Here is a 24299-nt window from a genome sequence, read left to right as displayed (position 1 = left end):
TGGTGGAAACGGCCAGCGAAATGGTGGAAGTGCTGACGCCAGGGGCGATTGCCCTGGGGCGCGAACTGGCTTGCCGGCTCGATACCCTTGTTACTCCAGCCTGCCCCCAGGACGCCGATACCGATACGGCGTCCGAGGCGTTGCTGGGTCTCCTTGGCGATAGCTTGATGACCCTGGACGAGCTGGCATCGGTCACGGGTCAGCCTGTCGCGACGCTGTCGTCGATGTTGTTGATGCTGGAATTGGCGGGCAAGGTCGAAACCTTGCCTGGTAACCGTTATCAGCGTCTGCACGGCTGAGTCAAAGCCGACCTGGGACGCGGTTTCACATGGCCGAGCTTGACGGCGTTGTGCCGCCATGCCTTTAACTAGATATAGAGCGGCCAGGCCCAGTCGGGCGCGGCCATAGATGGCGGATAACAAGCTTCATGGCAAAAAACCTGCTTATCGTCGAATCGCCGGCCAAGGCCAAGACGATCAACAAATACCTCGGCAAGGACTTCCAGGTCCTCGCTTCCTATGGTCACGTGCGTGACCTCAAGCCCAAGGAGGGCGCGGTCGACCCCGACCACGGCTTCGCCATGGCCTACGAGGTGATCGATCGCAACGAGAAGCATGTCGACGCCATCGCCAAGGCGGCCAAGGTGGCCGACGACATCTATCTCGCGACCGACTTGGATCGCGAAGGTGAGGCAATTTCCTGGCACATCAGCGAAATCCTCAAGGAGCGCGGCCTGACCCAGGGCAAGCAGCTCCATCGCGTGGTGTTCTCCGAAATCACCCCCAAGGCGATCAAGGCGGCCGTGGCCAGCCCGCGCCAGCTCTCCCATGACCTGGTCGACGCCCAGCAGGCGCGCCGCGCATTGGATTACCTGGTGGGCTTCAACCTGTCGCCGGTGCTATGGCGCAAGGTGCAGCGCGGCCTGTCTGCTGGTCGCGTGCAATCGCCCGCGCTGCGCATGATTGCGGAGCGCGAGGAAGAGATCGAAGCTTTCAAGGCCCGCGAGTACTGGACCATCGAGGCGGCATTGCGTCACCCCGAAGGCGACTTCACGGCCAAGCTCACCAAGCTCAACGGCAAGAAGTTCGAACAGTTCGACCTGACCAACGAGCACGATGCGTTGACCGCGCGCCATGCGCTTAAGGAGGCCGCGCACGGCCACCTCACGGTAAGTGATGTGGGCAGCAAGGAGCGCAAGCGCCGTCCGGCACCGCCCTTCACCACCTCCACGCTGCAGCAGGAAGCCGCGCGCAAGCTGGGGTTCTCCACCAGCCGCACCATGAAAGTGGCGCAGGGCCTGTACGAAGGCGTGTCGATCGGCAACGAGGGCAACGTCGGTCTGATCACCTACATGCGTACCGACTCGGTGGCCTTGTCCGAGGACGCCGTGGGCGAACTGCGCCAGCTGATCACGCGCGATTTCGGCGCCAAGGCATTGCCCGATCACGCGCAGGTATACAAATCCAAGTCCAAGAACGCGCAGGAAGCGCATGAGGCGATTCGTCCAACCTCGGCCATGCGCACGCCGCGCGAGGTGTCGTCCTTCCTCAACGAGGAGCAGCGCAAGCTGTACGAGTTGATCTGGAAGCGCACCGTCGCGTGCCAGATGATCCATGCCACGCTCAATACCGTGTCGGTGGATTTTGCGGTGCCGAACGTCGCCGGTGGCGATGCCGCCTTCCGTTCCACCGGCACCACGGTGGTGGACCCGGGGTTCCTCGCGGTCTACGAGGAAGGCCGCGACCAGAAGACCGCCGAGGATGACGACGAAGGCCGTCGCCTGCCCAAGCTCGATGTGGGTGAGCGCGTGGCGATCCAGGAGATCGAGGCCGACCAGCACTTCACCGAGCCGCCGCCCCGCTACTCCGAGGCGAGCCTGGTGAAGGCGCTGGAAGAGCACGGCATTGGCCGTCCGTCGACCTACGCCAGCATCATCCAGGTGCTGCTCAACCGTGAGTACGTGTTCCTGGACAGCCGCCGCTTCAAGCCCACCGACGTGGGCCGTGCGGTAAGCAAGTTCCTCACCCAGCATTTCACCCGCTACGTCGACTACGACTTCACCGCCAAGCTCGAAGACGAGCTGGACGCGGTGAGCCGTGGCGAGGAAGCCTGGGTGCCGCTGATGGAGCGCTTCTGGCAGCCGTTCAAGCAGCAGGTGGACGAGAAGACCGAGTCGGTCGATCGCAGCGAAGCCACCGGTGCGCGCGAGCTGGGTACCGATCCCAAGAGCGGCAAGCCGGTATCGGTGCGCCTGGGCCGCTACGGGCCGTATGCGCAGATCGGTGACAAGGACACCGATGAAAAGCTGCAGTTCGCCAGCCTGCGTCCGGGCCAGAGCATGCACACCATTACGCTGGAAGAGTCGCTGGAGCTGTTCAAGCTCCCGCGCAAGCTCGGCCAGGCCGAGAATGGCGATGAGGTGTCGGTGGGTGTGGGCCGCTTCGGACCGTTCGTGAAGCAGGGCAGCACCTATGCCTCGCTCAAGGCTGAGGACGATCCGTACACCATCGAGCTGCCGCGCGCCCTGCAGATCGTGCAGGAAAAGCTGGAGATGATCGCCAATCGCATCATCCAGGACTTCGGCAACGGCGTGCAGGTGCTCAATGGCCGTTTCGGTCCGTACATCACCGACGGCGAGAAGAACGCGCGCATTCCCAAGGATCAGGACCCCAAGGAACTGACCGAGGCGCAATGCGTGGAGCTGCTGGCGGCGGCGCCGGTGAAGAAGGGGCGCGGCGCGTTCAAGAAGACGGCTGCCAAGAAGGCCGCCTCCAAGAAGGCTGCCACGGAGAAGAAGCCGGCCGCGAAGAAAGCGGCTACGAAAACCGCCACCAAAACGGCGACCAAGAAGGCCGCGGCGAAGAAGACAACCGCCAAGAAGACGACAGCCAAGAAGGCGGCGACCAAAAAGGCCACCGCCAAGAAGACCAAGGCAGACGCTTAAGTGAGCGAGCGCTTTACCCTGGGGCAGCTCGACGCCGCCGCCGCCTTGCTAAGGCGCGGTGGCGTGTTGGCCTACCCCACCGAGGCCGTGTTCGGGCTGGGTTGTGACCCGCACGATCGCGTGGCGTTCGAGCGGCTGTTCGCACTCAAGCAGCGCCCGCCCACCCAGGGCGTGCTGCTGATCGCCGCCGATTTCGCCCAAGTCGAGCGCTACATCGACCAGGCTGCTGTGCCGGCGGCCGCACTTGCCGCGGCACGTGCCAGCTGGCCCGGCCCCAACACCTGGATCTTTCCGCGCTCGCCCGACGTGCCCGCCTGGGTTGCTGGCGCGCACGCAGGTATTGCCCTGCGCATCACCGCGCACGCCCCCGCCGCTGCGTTGTGTCGTTCGTTCGGTGGCGCGCTGGTATCGACCAGCGCCAACCCCCATGGCCAGCCCTCGGCGCGTTCGGCGGCAACCGTGGATGCCTATTTCGGCGCCGCGCTGGATGGGCTGCTCGACGCTCCGCTGGGCGACCAGGAGCGACCCTCGGTCATCCGCGATGTCCTTACTGGCGCTATCATCCGGGCCTGATTGAAGCCTGATGACCGGCCTCGGGGAGAGGCTGGATGAACGGCTTATGCATGCCACGCGGCCCCGGTCGGGGACGATTCAGTGGCTGCCGTGAGGATGGGGCCTCGCCGAACACCGTTTCCATCGCCTGTACGTCGATTCGGCACCCGCCCATCGTCGTCCGGCGTAGTGCCTTCATGGAGAGCCAATTGGTCAGCGTTTTCGACAACCACCCGCAGGACCAGGCCGCTCTCGAGCTGCCCTTGCTGGCCGCTGGCCCATGGCAGCGCGCGGTGGTCTGGCGCGATGGCGCGCCGGTCAGTGCCGGGCACTTTCTTGCTCATGTATATGCGGTGGCCGCGCAGCTGCCGCCCGCGCCCTGCGCGGTGAACCTGTGCGAAGACCGCTACGCTTTTCTGGTCGCCTTCTGCGCCATCGCCTTGCGCGGCCAGATGAACCTGCTGCCTTCCTCGCGCGCGCCGCAGGCCGTGGCCGAGGTGATGGCGACCCATGCGGGCGCCTACGCGGTGGGAGAGCGGCGGCCGGATGTGGCGCCGGCGCATTTTCATCATCTGCCGAGCCTGCTGCAGGTTCCCGCGACCCCTGCGGATGAGCCGGTGCCCTGCCTCCCCGCCGACCAGGTGGTGGCGATTGGCTACACCTCCGGCTCTACCGGAGTACCCAAGGGCAACATCAAGACCTGGGGCAACTTCCACGCCAGCAATGCCGGCAACTGCCGCATGCTGCATGCCCAGGTGGGGCGTGGCTTCCATGTCGTCGCCACGGTGCCCCCGCAGCACATGTACGGGCTGGAAATGTCGGTGCTGCTGCCCTTGTTGGACGAGGCGGCGGTGCACGCGGGCCGACCGTTCTTCCCTGCCGACGTGGCGACCGCGCTGGCGGAGGTGCCCGAGCCGCGCGTGCTGGTGATTACGCCAGTGCATCTGCGTGCCCTGGTGGAATCGGGGGTGCGGCTGCCGCCCATTGCCGCCCTGGTTTCGGCCACCGCACCGATGCCCGCCGAGCTGGCACAGGCGGCCGAGACCGCCTTTGGCGCGCCGCTGCTGGAAGTCTTTGGCTCTACCGAGACCTGCGTGGTGGCCAGTCGCCGCGCGGCCGCTGACGAACCGTGGACGCTGTACGACGGCGTCGAGCTGCATCCGCAGCCGGACGGCACCACGGTGCGCGCGCCGCAGCTGGATGAACCGATCACGCTGGCGGATCTGGTCACCCTGCACGATGGCGGTCGCCGCTTCCGCCTGTGCGGTCGCCACGCGGATCTGCTCGACATCGCCGGCAAGCGCGCGTCGCTGGGCGATCTCACCCGCCGGCTGCTGGCCATTCCCGGCGTCAAGGACGGGGTGATGCTGCAGCTGGACGGCGCCGAAGGCCTTGGCGTGCAGCGCATCGCCGCGTTGGCGGTGGCGCCTGACCTGTCCGAGGCGGCCATCCTGGAGGCGCTGCGCCGCGTGGTGGACCCGGTATTCCTGCCGCGCCCGCTCAAGCGGGTGGAGGCCTTGCCGCGCAACGAGACCGGCAAGTTGCCCCGCGCCGCCCTGCTCGCCCTGCTGGACAGCCGCGCCTAAGCCGCTGCGGGGGCCTCAAACGGCCGGCTCCGGACGGAAGCCAACCACGTGTTGCGCTGCACGGGTGGCAGCCTGCCTCTACAATGACGGGCTGCGCCAGCCTCCGGCGCATCCCCCGGCAGTGGAGCAAGCATGAAAGTCCTGGTCATCGGCAGTGGCGGGCGCGAACACGCGCTGGCCTGGAAACTCAAGCAGTCACCGCGCGTCAGCGAAGTGATCGTGGCGCCCGGTAATGCGGGTACCGCGCACGAAAAGGGCTTGCGCAACGTCGATATTGCCGTGACCGATCTGGAGGGCCTGCTCAAGCTGGCCAAGGACGAAAAGATCGCGCTGACCGTGGTGGGGCCCGAGGTACCGCTGGTGGCTGGCGTGGTCGACAAGTTCCGCGCCGCCGGCCTGCGCTGCTTCGGTCCGCGCGCGGTTGCCGCCCAATTGGAAGGCTCCAAGGCGTTCGCCAAGGACTTCCTGCTCCGCCACAACATCCCCACCGCACGCTATGCCGTGTTCACCGAACTCAACCCGGCGCTGGCCTATGTGCGCCAGCACGGCGCGCCCATCGTCATCAAGGCCGATGGCCTCGCCGCCGGCAAGGGTGTGGTGGTGGCCCTCACGCTCGCCGACGCCGAGCAGGCGCTGCACGACATGCTGGGCGCGCACGCCTTTGGCGACGCCTCCGCCCGCGTGGTGATCGAGGAGTTCCTCGACGGCGAAGAAGCCAGCTACATCGTGATGAGCGATGGTCAGCATGCGTTGCCGATGGCCAGCAGCCAGGATCACAAGCGACGCGACGAAGGCGACCTCGGCCCCAACACCGGTGGCATGGGCGCCTATTCGCCGGCGCCGGTGGTTACCCCCGAAGTGGAAAAGCGCATCCTCAAGGAAGTGATCGAACCCACGCTGCGCGGCATGGCGATGGAAGGCGCGCCCTTCATCGGTTTCCTCTACGCCGGCCTGATGATCGACAAGAGCGGTACGCCCAAGGTCATCGAGTTCAACGTGCGCTTTGGCGACCCCGAAACGCAGCCGATCATGTTGCGCCTGAAGTCGGACCTGGTCGATCTGATCGAGGCCGCGCTCGACGGCGAGCTGCATCACACCCATGCGCAGTGGGACGCGCGCCCCTCGCTGGGTGTGGTGATGGCAGCGGGTGGTTATCCGGGCAAGGTGCGCAGTGGCGACGTGATCACCGGCCTGGACAACGACTTTGGCCCCGACGTGAAGGTGTTCCACGCCGGTACCCAGCTCAATGCGCAGGGCCAGGCAATCACCGCCGGTGGGCGCGTGCTCACCGTGTGCGCGCTGGGCAAGGATATTGCCGCCGCGCGCGAGAACGCCTATGCGGCCGTTGGCAAGCTGCATTACGAAGGGGCGTTTTGTCGTCGCGATATCGCGCATCGCGCGCTGCACCGCGGCTGATCTTCGAACCATTGCATCGCTCGCCCCGCAAAAAGCCCCGGTTCGTCCGGGGCTTTTCGTATCGACGCCATGCGATGGCTTAGCCCGGGATGTCTGGCTCCACCAGCTGGGCCAGCTGCACCAGCGATTCCTGCCAGCCCAGATAACACTGCTCGGTGGGAATGAGCGCGGGAATGCCTTCCTGCACGACGGTCAACTCCGTACCGCAGGACACCTTTCTCAGCGTGACCGTGGTGAACATCTCCCCGGGCAGGTTGGCATCGTCGAAGCGTGCGCTGTAGCGGATGCGTTCGTGCGGCACCAGCTCGTGATAGCTGCCACCGAAGGCATGGCCGTGTCCGCTGGTGAAGTGGGTGAAAGACATCTGGTAGCTACCGCCGATCCGGGCGTCCATGTGATGGACGCGTCCGGTGAAGCCGTGTGGCGGCAGCCAGCGCGCCATCGCATCGGCGTCGAGAAACGCGCGATAGATCTTCTCGGGTGTCGTGCGCAGTATGCGGTGCAGCGTCACGGTGCCGGTACTCATCAAATACTCTCCTGCGAGGAAGGACGGCACCGATGATGGGTGCTCATGCATACGACGAACGCATGCGTGCGATTTCGACACGCGGGTCGGTCAGCGTCCCTGTTTGCGAATGGTCACGTGCGTGGCCCGCTCGCCGGGCACGCATTCCGCACAGGCATAGCCCAGCGCAGGCAGGTCGAGATCGCGAAACAGCGGCTCGCCGCGCCCAAGCAGGACTGGCCGCACCGCCAGATGCAACTCATCGATCAATGCCGCCTGGAGGTATTGGCGAACCGTTGCCACGCCACCGCCCACGCGAACATCGAGGGGGCCCGCGGCGTTCCTCGCCTGCTCCAGGGCGGCATGGATGCCCTCGGTGACGAAATGGAACACGGTGCCACCCGCCATGGTGAGGGAAGCGCGCGGATGGTGGGTCAGCACGAAAACCGGCGTGTGATACGGCGGCTCCTCGCCCCACCAGCCCTTCCATGCATCGTCGGACCAGGGGCCGCGCACGGGGCCGAACATGTTGCGTCCCAGAATCCACGCGCCAATGCCCGCGAAACCTCGCTCAGCCATGGCGTTGTCCACGCCGGTCTCGCCGCTGTCGGCCGGGCCGTGCATGGCCTGCCACACGCGGGTGGGGAAGAGCCATTCCATGAGCTCGGGTCCGCGAACGCCCAATGGGTTGGCCAGATCCTGATCCGGCCCGGCGCCGTAACCATCGAGAGACAGCGAGAAACTGTGGGCGCGCAAACGTGGCATGGTGATCTCCAGGCATGTATGGCGTGGGGCTTGCGTGATGCATCGGCATGCGGCCAGCGCCCTGGATGACGGCTTGCCGGCGAAACGCTAGCAGGTTGGCGGCTGGATGGGATGAATGATCGAAGGGCTTTGATCCATCGTGCATGGTGCGTCCCGTCCGGCAATACGCCACGGCGTGGCGGCGATCGGGGACGACGTGTCGCCATGCTGGATTCGCGCTAGGCTTGCGCGGACCTTCAATCAAGGCCCTGCATGAGCCAGTTCAACCTGCTTGGAAGCCGCCGTTTCGCCCCGTTCTTCTGGACGCAGGCGCTGGGTGCATTCAACGACAACGCCTTTCGCAATGCGCTGGTGATGTTGGTGGCCTTTCAAATGGGGTTGGACGACAAGACGGTATCGCTCTACACCAATCTGGCGCCGGCCTTGTTCATCCTGCCCTACTTCCTGTTCTCCGCCACGGCTGGGCAGCTGGCGGAGAAGTACGAGAAATCGCGCATCATCCGTTTCGTAAAGCTGTTCGAGATCGCCGCGATGCTGATTGCCGCGATCGGCTTTTACACGCATCACACGGTGCTGTTGCTGGTGGTGCTGTTTCTTATGGGCGTGCACTCGACCACCTTCGGGCCGATCAAGTACGCCATCCTGCCGCAAGCGCTCAAGCCCGAGGAATTGGTAGGCGGCAATGGGCTGGTGGAAATGGGCACGCAGCTGGCGATGCTGATCGGCATGATCGCGGGCAACTCACTCATGCTGATCGCCGGTTTTGGGCCGCTCGCTGCTTCGGGCGCCACCATTCTGGTCGCGCTGGTGGGTTACCTCGCCAGCCGTCGCATTCCGCCGGCACCCGCGACGGCGCCGGACCTGGTGTTCAACTGGAATCCGCTGACCGAAACCGTGCGCGTGCTCGGCATCACCCGGCGCGATCCCAAGGTGTTCAACGCGGTGCTGGGTATTTCCTGGTTCTGGTTCTTTGGCACCGTGTTGGTGGCGCAATTGCCCAACTACACGCGCATGAATCTGGGAGGCGATGGCACGGTGAACACGCTGGTGCTCACGCTGTTTTCGCTGGGCACGGGCGTGGGGTCGCTGTTGTGCGAGCGCATGTCCGGTCGCCGCGTGGAAGTGGGCCTGGTGCCATTGGGCGCGTTTGGACTGACCGCCTTCGGCGTGGACCTGTATGTCGCACACCCCGGTTTGGCGACCGTGCACGGGCTGGACTGGCTGGGCTTTCTGCGCAGCGCGGGCAGTTGGCGGGTGGCCCTGGATCTCACCTTGATCGGCGTGTTCGCCGGTTTCTACGTAGTGCCGTTGTTCGCCTATGTGCAGGCACGCACGCCGCGCAGTCATCTCTCCCGCGTGATCGCGGGCAACAACATTCTCAACGCGTTGTGGATCTGCCTCGCTTCAGGCCTGGGTCTCGCTCTGGCGACGGCGGGTTTGAGCGCGGTGCAGATCTTCCTGGTGGCGGCACTGCTCAACGTGGCCGTGGCAACTTACATCTTCACGCTGGTGCCCGAGTTCCTGATGCGTTTCATCACCTGGGTGCTGGTGAATACGCTGTACCGCGTGCGCGTGGAAGGTTTGGAGCAGATCCCGGAAGAAGGCCCCGCGCTCCTGGTGTGCAACCACGTGAGCTTCATGGACCCGTTGTTGCTGATGGCGAACCTGCGCCGGCCGACGCGCTTCGTCATGTACTACAAGATCTTCAATATCCCGGTGCTGAAGTTTGTGTTCCGCACCGCCAGAGCCATTCCGATTGCAGGTCAGAAGGAAGATCCCGCCGTGTTGGAGCGAGCCTATGACGAGGTGGATGCGGCGCTGGCGGCGGGCGAGCTGGTGTGCATCTTCCCCGAAGGTGGCCTGACGCGTGATGGCGATATCGCCGCTTTTCGCCCTGGCGTGGCGCGCATCCTGGAGCGTCGTCCGGTACCCGTGGTGCCGCTGGCGTTGCGGGGACTATGGGGTAGCGTGTGGAGCCGGCGCGATTCGATGCTGCATCGCGCACGTTTGCCCCGTCGTTTCCGTGCCCGCGTGGAGTTGGTGGCCGGTGCGCCGATCGCGCCCGCCGATGCCAGCATGGCCTTGCTGGAAGCGCGCGTGCACTCGTTGCGCGGCGACTTTGCCTAGGGATGCGCGCGCCGATATGGCGTACATCCGCGCATCCCTGGCGGAAAGCCGGCTCAGCTCATCCAGCCGGCAATCAGCATCACTGCTACTAGGCTGAGCCACGCCAGCAGGGCGCGCAGCAGCGTGCCGCGCAAGCGGATCAGCTCGGCGATGGGGTCGCTGCGCTCTTCCGCGTAACCGTCGCCGGCTTCGATATCCACCTGGACGTCCGCGCGTGCGGCGGCGCCGAGGAAGCCGGGGCCTTCCACGTACCAGCCATGGGGTGACTGCTGTTGATGCCAGCGCTTCCAGGCACCGATCACCGCATCCCAATGACCCACCAAGGCGAGCGTGAACACCATCAGTTGGGCGGGCAGCCAATCGGCGATGTTGGCGAAGGCATGCGCGGCGCTGCGGCCTTGGGCATCCAGGCGCAGGCTGGGGTCACGCCCCAGCGTCTGCGCCAGGCGATACAGCAGGGCACCCGCCGGGCCGAGCAGGAAAAACCACAGCAGCACGCCAAAGCGGCGACGCAACGCGGCGTACGCTATGGCTTCGCCCAGGGCGATGGCATTCCAGCTCACCGCGTCGCCGTCGTCGGACAGCGCCTGGGCGGCCGCCTCGCGCGCGGGTTGATCGGCGGCCTTGAGGATGGCTTCCAGATCCGCCTCGAACGCGTGGGGGCCAAAGCAGTACAGCAGCACTACCAGCGAGAAGATCAGGCGCAGCACGTCGCTGCCGGGCATCCATCCGATCAGGCCCATCACCAGCAGGCACACCACCACCGGCACGCCCAGTGTGATCGCGACGCGTGCGGGGCCGGCGATGTCGTTGAGCTGGGCTACCCAGCGGCGGAAGCCACCGTCGCCACGCCAATGCGCGAGTTGCGGCGCCATGTGCAGCAGGCCAAGGGCAATAAGGGCAGTGAGCAGGCTGACAGCCATGAAAACGAATCTCCCGGTCGTTGGCGCGATTGTAGGCCAAGCCTTGGAGCGGATGATGTCAGTGAGCCCGTCGGCGACGGGCGTTGCTCAACGACGGTGTTGCGCGACCAGCACATCCAGGTCCAGGCCGGCACGCTCGCGCAGCCAGTGGGCCAGCAAGTGATAGGACACCGAGAGCTTGGGCGATGGCAGGAAGCTGCCGTCGGCGAGACCTTGGACGATGTCCTGCGGCGTGAACCAGCGTGCTTCTTCCAGCTCGTGGTCGCGCAGGCGGATCGTCGGCGACACCGCCTTGGCGGTAAAGCCCACCATCAGTGATTGCGGCAACGGCCAGGGTTGCGAGGAGTGGTAATGCACCTCGCCTACCTGCACCCCTGCTTCCTCGGCGACCTCACGGCGCACGGCGTCTTCCAAGGCTTCGCCGGGCTCCACGAAGCCGGCCAGCGTGGAATAGCGTCCCGGCGGCCAGCCCGCCTGGCGTCCGAGCAGGCACGCGCCTTCGTGCTCCACGATCACGATGACAGCCGCATCGGTGCGCGGGAAATGCATGCGGCCGCAGCTATCGTTGGTGCATTGCGCGCGATGGCCCGAGGCGACCAACACCAGCGGAGAACCGCAGTACGCGCAGTAACGGGTTTCCCGCTGCCAGTGCGCCAGGCCCTTGCCATAGGCGAATAGGCCGGCTTCGTCGGCTGGCAGGCGCAGGCCGGCCGTGCGCAAGTCAGCGCGGCGGGCGTCCAGCGTGCTTTCCAGTTCGGCGGCGCGCTCGGCGTCATCCAGCGCCACCAGGAAATGCGGCTTGTCGTTGACAAAGCCCAGGAAGCTGGCCTTGAGCTCGCCCAGCCAGCGTTCGCGTTCGCCCGCATCGAGCCAGCGCAGCGCGTCACGCCCGGTTTGCAGGTAGGTCTGACCTTGAGGGTCGAGCAGCAGGTAACGCGCTTCGCCGGAGGCGGCCTGTTCGCTCACCCAGATCGATTCGTCACGCCGTTCGGCGGTGCGATCCAGGATATGGCTCAGTCCCGCGAACGTATTGAGGCGCGGCAAGGGGGTGCGTTCCATGCCGTGATGGCGCTCAGGTGGAAAAGGAGGAGCCGCAGCCGCAGGTCGTCTTGGCGTTGGGGTTGCGGATGACGAACTGCGAGCCGCTCAGGCTTTCCGAGTAATCGATCTCGGCCCCGCCGAGGTACTGCAGCGACAGCGGGTCGACCAGCAAGGTCACGCCTTCGCGATCCAGCGCGAAATCGTCTTCCGCCTGGGCCTCGTCGAAGGTGAAGCCGTACTGGAAGCCGGAGCAACCGCCGCCGGTGATGTACACGCGCAGCTTCAGCTCCGGATTGCCCTCCTCCTCGATCAGCTCGCGCACCTTGTGGGCAGCGGCCTCGGTGAACACCAGCGGGGCGCCGGCGTTGCGGTAGTCAGGGATGATGGGGAGGGGGACGACAGTATCCATGGTGCTCAGGTGGGGGCGATACGGCTAGGGTGCAAGGATAACGCGATCAGGCCGGCACGGCGTCGGCAATATCCAGGCTGGCCGGCAACTCACGCGGCGGCTCGGAGCCGTGATGGCTCATGCGGCCGTTGACCTGGGCGCCGGCGGCGATTTCGATGGTGCGGTAATGCACGTTGCCGGTGATACGGGCCTCGGTCGCCAGTTCCAGGCGATCCCCGGCATGGATGTCACCCAGCACGTGTCCATTGATGATGGCGTGTGGCACGCGAATCTCACCCTCGACGATACCGTGCTCGCTCAAGGTGAACACCGCGCCCTCTTCCTCGGCCAGCACGGTGCCTTCGATGCGCCCGTCCAGATGCAGTGCGCCGCTGAAGCGCACATCGCCGCGAATGCAGGTGCCGCGCGCAATCAGGCTGGTGTCGGGGGTGCTGGGCGTGCGCTCGGCGCGCTTACGGTTGAGCATCCTGTTCTCCTTGGGTCGGGGTCAGTTGGCCCGCCAGTGCATCGCTCCAGGCCAGCGTGCGGTTGACCGCATCGTCGCCGGTGGGTTGGGCGGTGATAACCAGGCGGGTCGGCCGGAAGTCGGCGGGCAGCACGATGGTGGCGTGCAGCTGCTGGAAATACTTGAAGCGGAACGGCAGCCCGTTGGCCTGGGCGTTATCGCCCAGGTCATTCCACTCCAGGCGCACCACTTTCTCGCCGCGCAAACCTTCCACACCGACCGTCACATTGCCGGTCACGTCGTCGCCGCGCTTGGCGTTCTGGGTGAGGCTGAGCGTGAGGTTCCAGGCGTGCGAGTTGCTCACTGGCTGCAGGCGTACCTCCTGCACCTTAAGCCCTTCGCGCTGCGCATCGCCGCCAGTGAGGCGGGCGTAAAAGCCAAGGTCCGCGCGCAAGCCGCTGATCTCTTCCTCGCGCTCGGAGAGCGTCTGGCGCAGCGAGCGCGTGGCGATGTCCGAAACTTGCCCGGCGCGCTGCAGGTTGGCGAGCTGCTGCTGCAGGTCGTCATATTGTTTGGTGAGTGCGGCCAGCTGACGCTTATCGTTGGCGGCCGGGGTCACCGTGCGCACCAAGGACCCGACGATGATGCCGGTAAGCACCACGCTGGCCAGCCACGCGGCACCCAGCCACAGCACGCGCCGCCGCATGCCGGAGGCATCGTGCGGGCGTATCACGAAGCGCGGTGGTGGGCGTGAAGCCATGCGCGGGCGTCCAGGGGAAAACTCAGGTATAGCCGTGCTGGAGCGAGAGCGTCAAGGAACGGCGCCACGCCCCGGCGACGTGGCGCATGGGTGGCCGATGGGTCGCTCAGCTTTCCATCTTGGATTGCAGGTAGCGCTCGGCGCTGATGTCCTTGACCAGGCTGAATTGGGTTTCCAGCCAGTCGATGTGCTCTTCCTCGTCGTGGAGGATGGTCTTGAACAGGTCGCGGCTGATGTAGTCGGCAATGCCCTCGCTATGGGCAATGGCCTCGCGCAGGTCCTTCACTGCCGCCATTTCCAGGTCGAGGTCGCCCTGCAGGCATTCCAGCGGATTCTCACCAATGCGCAGTTTGCCCAGATGCTGCAGGTTGGGCAGGCCTTCGAGGAACAGGATGCGCTCGATCAGGTGATCGGCATGCTTCATTTCCTCGATCGATTCCTTGTACTCGTGCGCCGCCAGTTCGCCATAGCCCCAGTCCTTGAACATGCGGTAATGCAGAAAGTACTGGTTGATCGCGGTGAGCTCGTTGTAGAGCACCTTGTTGAGGAATTCGATGACCTTGGCGTCGCCCTTCATGGGAAGTCTCCTGGCAGCTATAGCGCTCGACTATACGTGTTCGTTCGTGGGGACGACGAAACGAGAATGACTTGAGCGTGCTCGGTGCAGCGGATCGTGGCTGGAGCTTGCATACAAAAACGCGCAGCCAGGGCTGCGCGTTGGGCGGTGGTCACTTCGATCGCGCCGGCTCAGGCCATGGCCGTGATCGGCAGCGGCACCTGTATCTGCGAAAGCGCTTTGTCCAGCGTGGCGCGGGCATCCTGTTCGCAACAGCCGCAGCAATCGGAGCAGCCGGTACGCGCCTGCAAATCGCTGAAATGGTTGACGCCATCCGCCACGGCGCGGCGGATGTCACTGTCAGTTACGGCGTTGCACATGCAGATATACATGGCTGCATATGGAAACGTAAATGCGAATGATTGTCAAATGAATGTCGATTTGGACGAGCCCGCCTTGAGCGTCCGTTCAGGCGGCGGCTTCGCCCTTGCGCTGGCGGTCATTGGGGTCGTGCTGGTGCGGCAGCTCACCCAGCTGGACGCTCAGCAAGGATTCCACCAACGGGGCGAAATGGCGCAGGGCGCGCTCATAGACCTGTCGTTTGAAGTTGACCACATGCGAGGCCGGGTACCAGAAATCCACCCAGCGCCAGTGATCGAATTCGGGTTTCTCGCAGGCATCCAGGCGCAGTGCGTCCTCGCCGCCGACCAGGCGCAGCAGAAACCACACTTGCTTCTGGCCGATACAGGTCGGTCGCTGGTGGTGCCGCACGTAGCGGCTGGGCAGCCGGTAGCGCAGCCAGCCACGCGTGGCGCCGATCACTTCGACATGATGCGGGGCGAGGCCGGTTTCCTCTTCCAGTTCGCGGTACATCGCTTCCAGCGGGGTTTCATCGCTGCGCATGCCGCCCTGGGGGAACTGCCAGCCGTCACGATTGACGCGGCGCGCCCAGAACAGTCGGCCGTCTGCATTCAGCAGCACGATGCCCACATTCGGACGGTAGCCATCAACGTCGATCATGTCGCCTCCTTGGGGCCGGCCGGGCGACGTGCTGCGCCTGTCGCGGAAGCCAGTGCCCGCGAAACGATTCAAGCACGCGGGTGAAGCGCCGGCAAGCCGAGTACTTGAACCAAAGCGCCAGGGCGACTACACTGCCGCGCCCCGCCTGATCGACACCAGTTGATCGCCTGCGGCGGGCGGCACCCAAGGCTATGTAGCTCAGCCGGTTAGAGCACAGCACTCATAATGCTGGGGTCGGTGGTTCGAGTCCACCCATAGCCACCATGCGCGTAGAAGGCCTTACAGGCCAAGCCTCGCAAGCGTTTCCGAAGCCTCCGCAGCGTCTGCGCTACAGGGAGTGCTACAGAAAGTGCTACAGCGACGCGGCAACCGGTACACCTCTCGAATCGTCATCCCGGTGTCCTTGCAGCCCCTTTTGGGGAAAGTTGAGATCACCCGAAGTCTCCGTACGGGCGACCGTATGGAAGCATTACGTCGCCTGCGATTGTGGGAGACGCACTTAGGCGGGCTTTTTGCCAAGACTCGCCTGCACGGAACTAGCATGACCCGCGAACAACTTGACCGACTCGCTGCCCGCTACCTGTCGGCCACCTTCGATGAGATTGAAAGTCGCCTGGCCCTGGATTGGGACGAGGTTGCGATAGATGTCCGGCGTTGGGAGCTGAAAGAGGAAGCTGAGCGGCTTTCAGCTGGGCTCGCACACATCGACTACGAGAAGGGGATGGTCTTGGCCAAGTCCATGCTCCCCAATGGCGAAGATGAGGAGTTGCGCATTCTTGCTCGCCGCCTGATGGAGGCGAAGCTTGAGGCGCTGAAGGCCGAAATAAAGGCGTTCTCAGGCGTGCCTTGGCGTGCACCATTCGGGGTCGACTCGTTTGCCATACCTCTCTCTTCAGGGGCAACCCAGGAGCCCCCTAAGCCTGCCCATAGGATCTCCGAGTTGGCGAAGATTTATGGTGACCAGAGGGTGGCACTGAAGAGCTGGTCTGCGCGCACCGAAAAGCAGCACCGCGGATATCTCGCCTTGCTCGTGAATCTGCTGGACGACCCCGAGATGGTGGACGTGAGCAAGGAAGACATGCGGGACGTCAGCTCGGCCATCATTTCGTTGCCAGCGAATATGACCAAGAAGTTCCCTGGCATGTCTCCACGCCAACGCGGACCTATGGCCCACCTGAAGATCCGCCGCGGTGACTATCGAGTCGCTTGCTGGAGTCTTCGAGGGGTCGAACGGTCGGTCCTTGGGGCTGGTGTCGTCGGTGGTTCTGTACATCAGCTGCAAAAGTCGACACCCCGTACCCCTCCGTGGGGATGCGGAAGACTATCAGAAGGGTTGGCGTAGGCAAGATCTTACGGCGACCTCAGGGGCGCCTTAAGTCGCTGGCAATCCCGGCAGGGCCGAGGCTCAGGCTGCCGCCAGTCTTTTCAGCAGGTTCGATACTGAGGACCGATGCCACGTCTTCTGTCGCGGCGTGAGGATCCCCCGACGATTGAGCTCGCTGGCAATCCCGGCGAGTGTCCCCACGCCATCGCTGCGCAGTTGGTCGATAAGGGGGCGTAGAGATTCAGAGTTGTCGGCTGCGATTGACTTAACTGCTGCGACGGCAGCGCTATTGCCCCGATCTGCTCGCCTGAGGGCGGCTGCCCCATTCGGATTTCCCAGACGCTGGCCGCGAGCCCTGGCCGCAGCAAGAGCCTCGCGGGTGCGGCGCGAGATGGCCTGACGTTCCTGCTGGGCCACCAAGGCCATGATTCCCACGGTCAGCTCATTAGCGTCGGGCATGTCCGCGGCGATAAAGCGTGCCCCGCTTTCCTGCAAGGCCAGCAGGAAGGCCGCGTTACGTGACAAGCGGTCCAGCTTCGCGATCACCAGGGTGGCCCCGGTGAGCTTCGCCAGATGCAGGGCCTGGGCAAGCTCGGGGCGTGAGTTCAGGGAGCCACTCTCGACCTCACAGAACGACTCCAGGAGAACCCCCTGGCGCTGTTCTATCAGGGCAGCAATGGCGGCGCGCTGAGCTTCTAGGCCGAGCCCAGATTGCCCCTGGTGAGAGGTCGAGACTCGGAGATAGGCGACGAACTTCATCTGTACAGATCTGAGTAACGGTCGTTAGGCAGTTGTGTACAGTGCGCGGCTAAGGAAGTCCAGCCCTCCCATTGATTGAGGGGTGTTCAGGAACGTGATAGAAAGGTTATGCCCATCCAGTAAGTGGATGGGGACGCTGTTACCACGTCTGGGCAGCATCCGCTAGCGGATGCCACCCGGCCGACCAGGACGGACACGGCGATCAACGTCAGTTTGGCAGCGATCACGAACAGTTCCTCAGTCAGTTGGTCACAACACAACATTGTCATTTTTGCGGCTAAGTCCCGGCTACCGGCTGGGATGGGTAGGGCACCTTTAGACAGGGCCTGTGCTGTAGCAACAGGGGGGGGTAAGGTCGCCGCAGCCTACCCCGCCCTGTAGAAGCGCAAGGAATGTGCTGTGAGTGAGATGAAAAGCCCCGTGCCTGGACTTGAGGCGGCGCAACGTCGTCGTGGGTATGTCCACTTCGATCTGCCCCTATCCCGGAAGACCTGCGAAAAGCTCGTTCTAGATCCAGTCGCAGTCGCGCGGCACGCCTTCTACCCCTTCCTTCGCCATGACCAAACCCGTCCGCGAATCAAAAGACTTGGTCCGGGGAAACTCCGAAAGTCTCTTAAGATTCGAGAGATCCGATATGCCGCGCACGCTGACTCGGCGATCTACGCGTACTACAACGATCTTCTGACGGAACGATACGAGGCGGCGCTGGCCTCCGCGGACCTAGGTGAGGTCACGATAGCCTTTCGCGCACTAAAGAAGTCCAACGTAGACTTTGCTGTCGAGGCGTTCGAGTGGATTCATGCGCACCAACCCTGCACCGCCCTCGGGTTCGATGTGCAGGACTTCTTCGGTTCACTCGACCACGGTGTGCTCAAGGAGATCTGGGCGTCCTTGCTTGGCGTGCCTCAGCTGCCGCCCGACCACTACGCCGTCTTCAGATCGATCACTCGTCACGCGTCTGTAGAGCTCATTGCTGCGCGCAAGGCTCTAGGGATCAGCCGCCAAGAGTTAAGTAGAAGGAAGCGCTTTTGCGAAGCTCACGAGTTCAGGTCCCTGATACGGGACGGAGGTTTGGTAAACGTCAACAAGGCCACTAAAGGCATTCCCCAGGGTTCTCCTATCAGCGCAGGACTCTCTAACGCCTACATGCTCCCGTTTGACGAGGTATTGAAAGCGAAGATCTTTAGCGTCGGCGGCTTCTATCGACGGTACTGCGATGACATTCTTGTTGTAGTTCCGGACGAGTTTGCGGTTGAGATGAAGGATCTCGTCCGAGATCAACTCTCTCAGCTCAAGTTGTCGATGCAGCCAACCAAGACCCTTGAGTGCCGCTTCAGCAACGGCATGGCAGACAAGCCGCTGCAATATTTGGGACTAACCTTTGACGGCGCGCGGGTTCTCTTGCGGCCGGCCGGCGTTGCACGCTATTACGCGAAAATGCGCGCAAATGTGAAGCTTCACAAAGAGGCGAAGGTGACGGACGGGGATACTCCCATACTCCAGCAGCGTCGAAAGAGCCTCGTGCGCATGTATACGGAACACGCGCCTCCTGGACATAGGAGCTACCTGAGCTACGTCAAGCTCGCTGAGCGAAAGGCCAAGTCTCAACCTATAAGGCGTCAGCTCAGACTTCACCGGCGGCGCTTTAGGAAGCTTATCGACGCTTGAGATTCTCTAAGTGTCTCGAATCTTATCGTGACCTCGCACCGATGTTCACAGCCACTTGAGTGCGTGATCGACCGGTGCAAGGCGGCACTCTAAGTGCGACCAAGGCGCGTGGGGGTATGGGGGGGATCTGGGATCAGTGCACGTTGACAGGGCTTCGCATTTTTCTGCCGAAAACGCTGCCCGCTTAAGTCCTTTGTTCGCGCAATCTTTTCGCTTCAGCAAGGTCAATACGAGCCTTGTGCCCGTGCTTGGCTAGAAGGTGGAGGAGATTGCCACCGTTGAGGAGCGTGATCGGCTTGTCGGTGGCGAACGTATAGGCGTCTGGGCCGTAGTCACTAGTAGTGACTAGCAGCCCTTTCATCGCACCCTCGTTCATCATGGTGCCGTAAAGGTCCCGAACGGCGGAGACGCCCACCGTATTGGTGTAGCGCTTTGCTTGAACCACGATCTTGCCTCCGCGGATTGGGTCTGGATCGAAGATCACGGCGTCTACGCCACCGTCGGCGCTCGCGCGAGTCACCTTTACCTCTCCGCCGCCCGATGCGAACTCCTGCTCGAACAGTTCGCGGACGAGGTGTTCGAAGTCTTCCCAGTCGATAGCGGCCAGGTTAGTGCCCTCTTCTAGGCGCCCTGCCACCTCGTGGCTCGCAACAAAACGCGGGTCGTCCCGTTCCATTTGAATGATCGGAGCAACTGGCGTGAGCCCGCTGAGTTTGGAAGCGGCAACTCCTCGGAGTTGTTTGAAGCAAGCCTTGGGGTCCACCCGGCGCAAATCAAACGCCAAGAACTCAGCCTTGGTCGCCTGAAGGGAAACAATGCACGCGGTCTCGTCACGCCCAGTGCTGCGATTCACAGCGGTTACCCAGCCGTTGAACACCACTGAATCGACGACGTTTGCAGTGTCACCCTCAAACAGCTCATGGATGGTTCGGAGCGTCAGCTGATAGATCACGCTGTCGAATAGACGATTGAAGTCTGAGTCGGAAAGGAAGCTCTCCTTAAGCTCGTCTCTGGAAGCGACGTAGGCGACCTTTGTCAGTCTGGGGATGTCGCTATGGGTGGGAAGCTGAAAGTCGACAATCAGGAGCTTCGTCTGAGCGTTGTACTGGGTCGTGTAGTCCTTTCTAATCCAATCTGGATACTTCGAGGCATTGAGGATCAGTTCAACGTTTGCCAATACAGCGTCGCTCTCTCCTGCACGATATCGGGCAGCTAGGGCCTGGACTTTGGCGTTGCCTTCTTCCTGGGCCGCTTTAAAGGTGTTCTCAGCGTTCAAAAAGGCGGCCTTCGCAGCATCAAGTTGCTTGTTCGAGGCCGCATTGGCGCCATCTGCCAAACGCCGCTGTTCTACCCACGCGTCGTGATCGGCGGCATACAGCCGCTCTGAGGCTGCGACTTTGGCGGCACGACGTCCTGATAGGAGCTTGTCCAGAAGCCCAAGGGCGGGCTGATATTTGGCTGACTTTGGGTCCGGCGCCTTGGGTGCGATAGCTTCCTTGATCCCCATCGGCCAGCCAGTATCTGCGAACGTAACGCTTGGAAACGAAGATCCGTCAAAGCCTCGGAAGGGTGAATGGTCCTCTAGGGTGCTCCAGTCAACGGCATCGTCAATGTCCAGCGTCGCCAGTAGGAGCCCCTCGGCATCCCTGAGCGCGTTTTGGGCTTCATTAGTCGCAGAGTCGGCCTGCTCTTTGCCTTTCTCCTTGGTGGAGGAGGCCAACTGCTTTGCGCTCAGTCTCTCCCACTTCTCAGCCCAGCTCGCCAGCTGAGCATTCATCTTGTTCTGGAGAACTGCCGGGTCGGGCGCTTTTAGCAACCGATGCTCATTCAATCCGGTGTGCCAAACCTCCATGCGGCAACCAGTCACCTTTCCCGTGGACGTATGCACCCACGAGACGTCGCTAAACCTGACAAGCCCTGTCTGTCCCATATCCTTCCCCTGATTTCAGGCTAAGTTGCGCCACCCGTAAAGATTACGCCGGCTGGGCGCCTAGCGGGAGCATCAGGGGCACCTACAGTTCGCTTAGCGTATCGACGGGCGTGATTTAGGGGGAGCCGCCACAGCGACGTGCCCAGGAGCGCCCACTGTTGAGACACCGAGAGCCTCGTGAGGACTAGGCAACGCTGGCTCGGTGGTTGAAGCGGAGGATTCGTTTCGGGTCCACCGCTAGGCATCTAGTTCGCGAATCAGACGAACTAGGGTGTAGAAGCGCCTATCCGGCCTGCCGGGTCTAGATACCTCCCTGACGTCGAACTCCGCAAGCCAGCGACGTCCGAGGGGATTGAATAGGCCGCCCAAGACTTGGTCGCCAATCTCCCTGCTCGCATCTGCTGTTACGCGGCCAGAGATATTTTCGCCAGTATCTTCGATCACGAACTCGAACCGTCGATGCGCAGGAAGTAGTCCGAATAGTAGGCCACTCAACTGAACGGCCTCGCGCTCGATGACCTCCAGGCCTTCAGTTCGCTCGTTGGCGCGCTGGACATCGTCCCGGCCTAAGGAGATCTCGCGGTCGCCTTCAACGATCCTGAGCGTCGCTTGCGCACCGGAAAGCGACTTGAAGAATCCGCGAGCGGAGGTAAGAAGTCGCGCATCTATATCCGCTACGGCCTCTAGGAAGACGTCTTCAGCCGGATCGGCGACCTGCGCAACAAAATCGACGACGTCGCCGACCACCTCACTGAGCTGGGTCCGTAAAGCCTCGACCTGATCGCCAACCTCTTCGAGTACGAAGCCGAAAGAGCCGCGAGTAACCGCAGTAACCATGAGCTTTGACTCTGGTCTGACCCCAACGGGCCCTCGCGCACCAAGTGCTCCAAGCTCCCGCCTCGCGAAAGTCTTAGAGACGAGATCTTGAAACCGCTCTAGAGCGTCACCGGCGAAGTCGGCTTCTATGCCTCTTGAGCCCGCGACTTTTGGGCCGCCGAAGAACAAAGCTGCAGAGGCGCTCTTCTCTTCGAACTGCCCAAGCACCCTGAGTTCATCGTCGAGTCTTTGCAACCGTCGTTGGAACTGCCTCGCGCCAAGCAGATCGCCAACTTCGTTGGCTTGGGCGAGCAGTGCACTCACGGTGACCCGTTCAGCGGAGACTTCCTCGCGTCGCAACTTAGTGGGCATCTGCTTCCCCTTCCAGCGAGGCAACTGCGGCAGCATCGTCAGTGTCCAACTCAATCTGCACGATGCCCTTCCAGAGGGCGGTCTCTCTTTGGTGGGAGAACAGTCCAAACCAATACACGGACTGCCGCACCACGACCGGTGGTGGAAGGGTCAGATCCACGAAGAAACAGTGCACTCCAAGGCCTTCGCCGTCGAGGGCAGGGAAGTTCTGGTTGATGAACTCTTCCCACACTGCTCCGTCCTCACATGCCGCGGGACGAAAGAAGAAGGTCACCAGGTCGATGTCGCCAGGCGGTCTCCCCCGTTGCATCTCGACATCCTCTACAAAACTGCCGTCGATCCACTGGTATCCGTGAAACCCAAGCTCGCGCAGCGTTTGCCGGTACTGAAATAGATCTCGGAGGAGGGATTTTCGCTCCTCGCTTGTCGCAAAGGCTGCGACCAGTTCCTCAGGGGTGATCTGATACGGGGAGCGACCACCTACCTGATTTTGGACCGCTCCTAGATCCGGATGGTACGGCGGTAGAACGCCGGACAAAGTGAACGCTGGCAGCACTGTCCCTGCTCTCCCATTGGATTCCCTTCCAGTGAGACTGTATCAAGTTAAACACAGTTGGCGTGAGTACCCCTGACGGCCCTCATGGGCAGAGAGCTTGGGTGCTTTGTTTGCTTGCCCAGTCTGCTACAGGCGGCCTCCCATCATCTGCTACGCTAGAACTGTCAGCGGGCGACGGCTGCTCCTGGAAACAATGGCTTATGGGATGCGTCTGAGTGAGGTGCTACTCCACCCATAGCCACCATGCGTGTACCAGAAGGCTCCGCAGCGATGCGGGGCTTTTTTGTTTTCAATGGCTTCCGGCATGGGTGAGTCTCGTCGCGGATGATCCTTATCCGAACACCGCTTTGTCGGCCTTCCTAAGTTGGCTTATCCATGCGCAATTCCAAGTTTCAGTGACGTGGCAATAGAGCGCGCCCACCCCTTGAAGGCTACGTACCCAAGCTTGAATCGCTCCGCAGGGTCGATTCCCGTTTTTTAGGCTTAGGCCTCGTTATCTTCACGACGATTCCCTGAACACTTTGTGCAGGAACGCAAGCCCACCAACGTGAATCAGTTGAGTTGTTCCGGCTGTCCCCAAGCACGTAATAGCAGCCCTGGGGAACCACCGCGGATACATGGGGATTCGGGATCGGTGGGGGAGCCGAGTAATTTGGCATACGTGCGATCAAGTGATCTTTCCCGGGCAAATGCTCTTTGAAGATCACTGCCCCCATTTCGAGCAGCAGGCGCTCCTGCTCACTCTTGGGGTCTCCGTCGAACGGTCCGACCATGTCTTCCGTCACCCGCCTCTCGCCAATCATCAATTGGTCGTCGTGCAGTTCGACACGGTCGCCTGGCATGCCTACAACACGCATCACAAAGTGGTGGGGGACGACGGGTTGTCTAGGGTTAACACATGTTTGATCGCCGCTACGCCCTAGGCGCCCGTCGGACTCACAGAGGTAGCCCGGGAAGTTAAATACGATGATGTCGCCACGGTGCGGGGTGAGTTTCGACGTGTCAATGTCCAGCGTGTCACCTGGGTGGATAGTGGGTAGCATCGCTCCCGAGGGGGATGATGGCAGTTGAATGATCGAGGACATCTGCTCTGATTGCGCAGTTGAGCTGCCTGCTGCCGCCATGAGAGTTATAGCTACGGCTGCGGCAAACCCATGCCTAGACGAAATCGACAGCCGACATAGCGCCACAAAGGCAGCTAAAGCTGGCCACTCCGTACGCTTGAAAAGTGCCATTAAAACTCTCCGAAGACACGTGCCGGGCAGTCTTGGCCAGCGATTTGGGTTCGAGGTAAGAATCTGAAACGTGACTTATAGTCCGTGGTCTCATAGTCGACTGCAAGTGACTGTGGCGGTGTGGATATCACGCCCTACGTAGGACCGGCGCTCAGGCAGCTGCGAGAGCGTGCTGAGATCAGTCAAGAGGAACTAGCCTTCCGTGCGGGGCTGGACCGTACCTACGTTAGCGGGATTGAGAGGGGGCGGCGCAATCCCTCTCTGAAGTCCCTGCAGCGCGTTGCCGAACAATTGGGTAAATCACTGGACGAGGTATTCATCTTGGCTCGCAAGCTGGCCGAGAAGGGTTGTTAGCCTGACTCAGACACTAGACTCAAGGGGCGTGGTGGGCTGCAGTAGTCGGGTATACCTCCGCGCTGAGCGTTGAAGGTAACTCTGGTAGTGGCGTTAATGGTTCTTCTGTTGAGAGCCGCGTGAAAATTGGGGTTGCCAGGAGTTATTCGAGTCCACCCATAGCCACCATGCGTCCATCCGTTTGATGTGACGCGCTTCAGGCCCTTGTTTGCAGGGCCTCTCCCCGAAGCAATTCG

At 62.6% G+C, this 24299-nt stretch carries 23 protein-coding genes, 1 tRNA gene and 1 pseudogene; 10 read left to right on the top strand and 15 right to left on the bottom strand.

The features are described 5' to 3' along the window. The 5 genes and pseudogenes from JHD67_RS11285 to purD form a co-directional block, all read left to right on the top strand. Positions 1 to 299, top strand: a pseudogene (locus JHD67_RS11285) (DNA-protecting protein DprA); the annotation flags it as partial. Between the two features lie 128 nt (positions 300 to 427). Next, positions 428 to 2944: a DNA topoisomerase I gene (locus tag JHD67_RS11280; RefSeq protein ID WP_199099278.1), complete on the top strand. Its 2517-nt coding sequence runs from the start codon at positions 428 to 430 to the stop codon at positions 2942 to 2944. Continuing rightward, positions 2945 to 3517 (top strand): Sua5/YciO/YrdC/YwlC family protein, encoded by a 573-nt coding sequence (locus JHD67_RS11275; protein ID WP_199099277.1) that lies wholly within the window; start codon positions 2945 to 2947, stop codon positions 3515 to 3517. A gap of 176 nt (positions 3518 to 3693) precedes the next feature. Beyond that, entirely contained in the window at positions 3694 to 5082 is a 1389-nt protein-coding gene (locus JHD67_RS11270; RefSeq protein WP_199099276.1) for an AMP-binding protein, read from the top strand. Between the two features lie 132 nt (positions 5083 to 5214). After that, entirely contained in the window at positions 5215 to 6498 is a 1284-nt protein-coding gene (gene purD / locus JHD67_RS11265) for a phosphoribosylamine--glycine ligase (protein ID WP_199099275.1), read from the top strand. 79 nt (positions 6499 to 6577) lie between these two features. Here purD and JHD67_RS11260 read toward each other — a convergent pair whose 3' ends face one another. Both JHD67_RS11260 and JHD67_RS11255 read right to left on the bottom strand, forming a co-directional pair. After that, positions 6578 to 7024 (bottom strand): SRPBCC family protein, encoded by a 447-nt coding sequence (locus JHD67_RS11260; protein ID WP_199099274.1) that lies wholly within the window; start codon positions 7022 to 7024, stop codon positions 6578 to 6580. A gap of 90 nt (positions 7025 to 7114) precedes the next feature. Then, positions 7115 to 7768, bottom strand: a complete 654-nt coding sequence (locus tag JHD67_RS11255) for a dihydrofolate reductase family protein (RefSeq protein ID WP_199099273.1) — start codon at positions 7766 to 7768, stop codon at positions 7115 to 7117. A 252-nt stretch (positions 7769 to 8020) separates the two neighbouring features. On the opposite strand from JHD67_RS11255, the gene JHD67_RS11250 reads away from it, so the two are divergent. Next, the gene (locus JHD67_RS11250; protein ID WP_199099272.1) at positions 8021 to 9895 is read left to right on the top strand and encodes an MFS transporter; all 1875 of its coding nucleotides are present in this window, start codon (positions 8021 to 8023) and stop codon (positions 9893 to 9895) included. A 53-nt stretch (positions 9896 to 9948) separates the two neighbouring features. Here JHD67_RS11250 and ampE read toward each other — a convergent pair whose 3' ends face one another. The 8 genes from ampE to JHD67_RS11210 form a co-directional block, all read right to left on the bottom strand. Beyond that, positions 9949 to 10818, bottom strand: a complete 870-nt coding sequence (ampE, locus tag JHD67_RS11245) for a regulatory signaling modulator protein AmpE (protein ID WP_199099271.1) — start codon at positions 10816 to 10818, stop codon at positions 9949 to 9951. A gap of 87 nt (positions 10819 to 10905) precedes the next feature. Continuing rightward, positions 10906 to 11877: an NAD(+) diphosphatase gene (nudC, locus tag JHD67_RS11240; protein WP_199099270.1), complete on the bottom strand. Its 972-nt coding sequence runs from the start codon at positions 11875 to 11877 to the stop codon at positions 10906 to 10908. 13 nt (positions 11878 to 11890) lie between these two features. Then, positions 11891 to 12268: an iron-sulfur cluster insertion protein ErpA gene (erpA, locus tag JHD67_RS11235; protein WP_199099269.1), complete on the bottom strand. Its 378-nt coding sequence runs from the start codon at positions 12266 to 12268 to the stop codon at positions 11891 to 11893. A 46-nt stretch (positions 12269 to 12314) separates the two neighbouring features. Continuing rightward, positions 12315 to 12734: a polymer-forming cytoskeletal protein gene (locus tag JHD67_RS11230; RefSeq protein WP_199099268.1), complete on the bottom strand. Its 420-nt coding sequence runs from the start codon at positions 12732 to 12734 to the stop codon at positions 12315 to 12317. Beyond that, the gene (locus tag JHD67_RS11225) at positions 12721 to 13473 is read right to left on the bottom strand and encodes a DUF6776 family protein (RefSeq protein WP_199099267.1); all 753 of its coding nucleotides are present in this window, start codon (positions 13471 to 13473) and stop codon (positions 12721 to 12723) included. The genes JHD67_RS11230 and JHD67_RS11225 overlap by 14 nt, the downstream gene beginning before the upstream one ends. Positions 13474 to 13579: 106 nt before the next feature. Beyond that, positions 13580 to 14050, bottom strand: coding sequence for a bacterioferritin (gene bfr / locus JHD67_RS11220; RefSeq protein ID WP_199099266.1), 471 nt, complete (start codon positions 14048 to 14050; stop codon positions 13580 to 13582). A gap of 170 nt (positions 14051 to 14220) precedes the next feature. Further along, positions 14221 to 14409 (bottom strand): (2Fe-2S)-binding protein, encoded by a 189-nt coding sequence (locus JHD67_RS11215; RefSeq protein ID WP_233171812.1) that lies wholly within the window; start codon positions 14407 to 14409, stop codon positions 14221 to 14223. 88 nt (positions 14410 to 14497) lie between these two features. After that, positions 14498 to 15049: an RNA pyrophosphohydrolase gene (locus JHD67_RS11210; RefSeq protein ID WP_199099264.1), complete on the bottom strand. Its 552-nt coding sequence runs from the start codon at positions 15047 to 15049 to the stop codon at positions 14498 to 14500. Positions 15050 to 15236: 187 nt separating this feature from the next. Between JHD67_RS11210 and JHD67_RS11205 the strand changes: the two genes are divergently transcribed. Beyond that, positions 15237 to 15313, top strand: a tRNA-Met gene (locus JHD67_RS11205). Between the two features lie 277 nt (positions 15314 to 15590). After that, the gene (locus JHD67_RS11200; RefSeq protein ID WP_199099263.1) at positions 15591 to 16391 is read left to right on the top strand and encodes a hypothetical protein; all 801 of its coding nucleotides are present in this window, start codon (positions 15591 to 15593) and stop codon (positions 16389 to 16391) included. 63 nt (positions 16392 to 16454) lie between these two features. Here the strand turns inward: JHD67_RS11200 and JHD67_RS11195 are convergent, their stop codons facing one another. Continuing rightward, on the bottom strand, positions 16455 to 17132 hold the full coding sequence (locus tag JHD67_RS11195; protein WP_199099262.1) for a recombinase family protein: 678 nt from the start codon (positions 17130 to 17132) through the stop codon (positions 16455 to 16457). 408 nt (positions 17133 to 17540) lie between these two features. Between JHD67_RS11195 and drt2 the strand changes: the two genes are divergently transcribed. Next, entirely contained in the window at positions 17541 to 18800 is a 1260-nt protein-coding gene (gene drt2 / locus JHD67_RS11190; RefSeq protein ID WP_233171816.1) for an antiviral reverse transcriptase Drt2, read from the top strand. 184 nt (positions 18801 to 18984) lie between these two features. On the opposite strand, the gene JHD67_RS11185 is transcribed toward drt2, so the two are convergent. The 4 genes from JHD67_RS11185 to lepB all read right to left on the bottom strand — a co-directional run bounded on the left by JHD67_RS11185 (position 18985) and on the right by lepB (position 23709). Next, entirely contained in the window at positions 18985 to 20652 is a 1668-nt protein-coding gene (locus tag JHD67_RS11185; RefSeq protein WP_199099260.1) for a restriction endonuclease, read from the bottom strand. Between the two features lie 315 nt (positions 20653 to 20967). Then, positions 20968 to 21918 carry a hypothetical protein gene (locus JHD67_RS11180; RefSeq protein WP_199099259.1) on the bottom strand — a complete coding sequence of 317 codons (951 nt, stop codon included), beginning with the start codon at positions 21916 to 21918 and terminating at the stop codon, positions 20968 to 20970. After that, the gene (locus JHD67_RS11175) at positions 21908 to 22474 is read right to left on the bottom strand and encodes a hypothetical protein (protein WP_199099258.1); all 567 of its coding nucleotides are present in this window, start codon (positions 22472 to 22474) and stop codon (positions 21908 to 21910) included. Before JHD67_RS11175 ends, JHD67_RS11180 begins: the two co-directional genes overlap by 11 nt. A gap of 431 nt (positions 22475 to 22905) precedes the next feature. After that, positions 22906 to 23709, bottom strand: coding sequence for a signal peptidase I (gene lepB / locus JHD67_RS11170; protein ID WP_199099257.1), 804 nt, complete (start codon positions 23707 to 23709; stop codon positions 22906 to 22908). A gap of 120 nt (positions 23710 to 23829) precedes the next feature. On the opposite strand from lepB, the gene JHD67_RS11165 reads away from it, so the two are divergent. Further along, positions 23830 to 24063 carry a helix-turn-helix transcriptional regulator gene (locus JHD67_RS11165; RefSeq protein WP_199099256.1) on the top strand — a complete coding sequence of 78 codons (234 nt, stop codon included), beginning with the start codon at positions 23830 to 23832 and terminating at the stop codon, positions 24061 to 24063. The last annotated feature ends 236 nt before the right edge of the window (positions 24064 to 24299 follow it).

This window comes from Dyella sp. ASV21, from assembly GCF_016428975.1.
Taxonomy (GTDB): Bacteria; Pseudomonadota; Gammaproteobacteria; order Xanthomonadales; family Rhodanobacteraceae; genus Dyella.
Note: the sequence above shows the minus strand (reverse complement) of the source record. Positions and strands in the feature narration are given on the sequence as shown.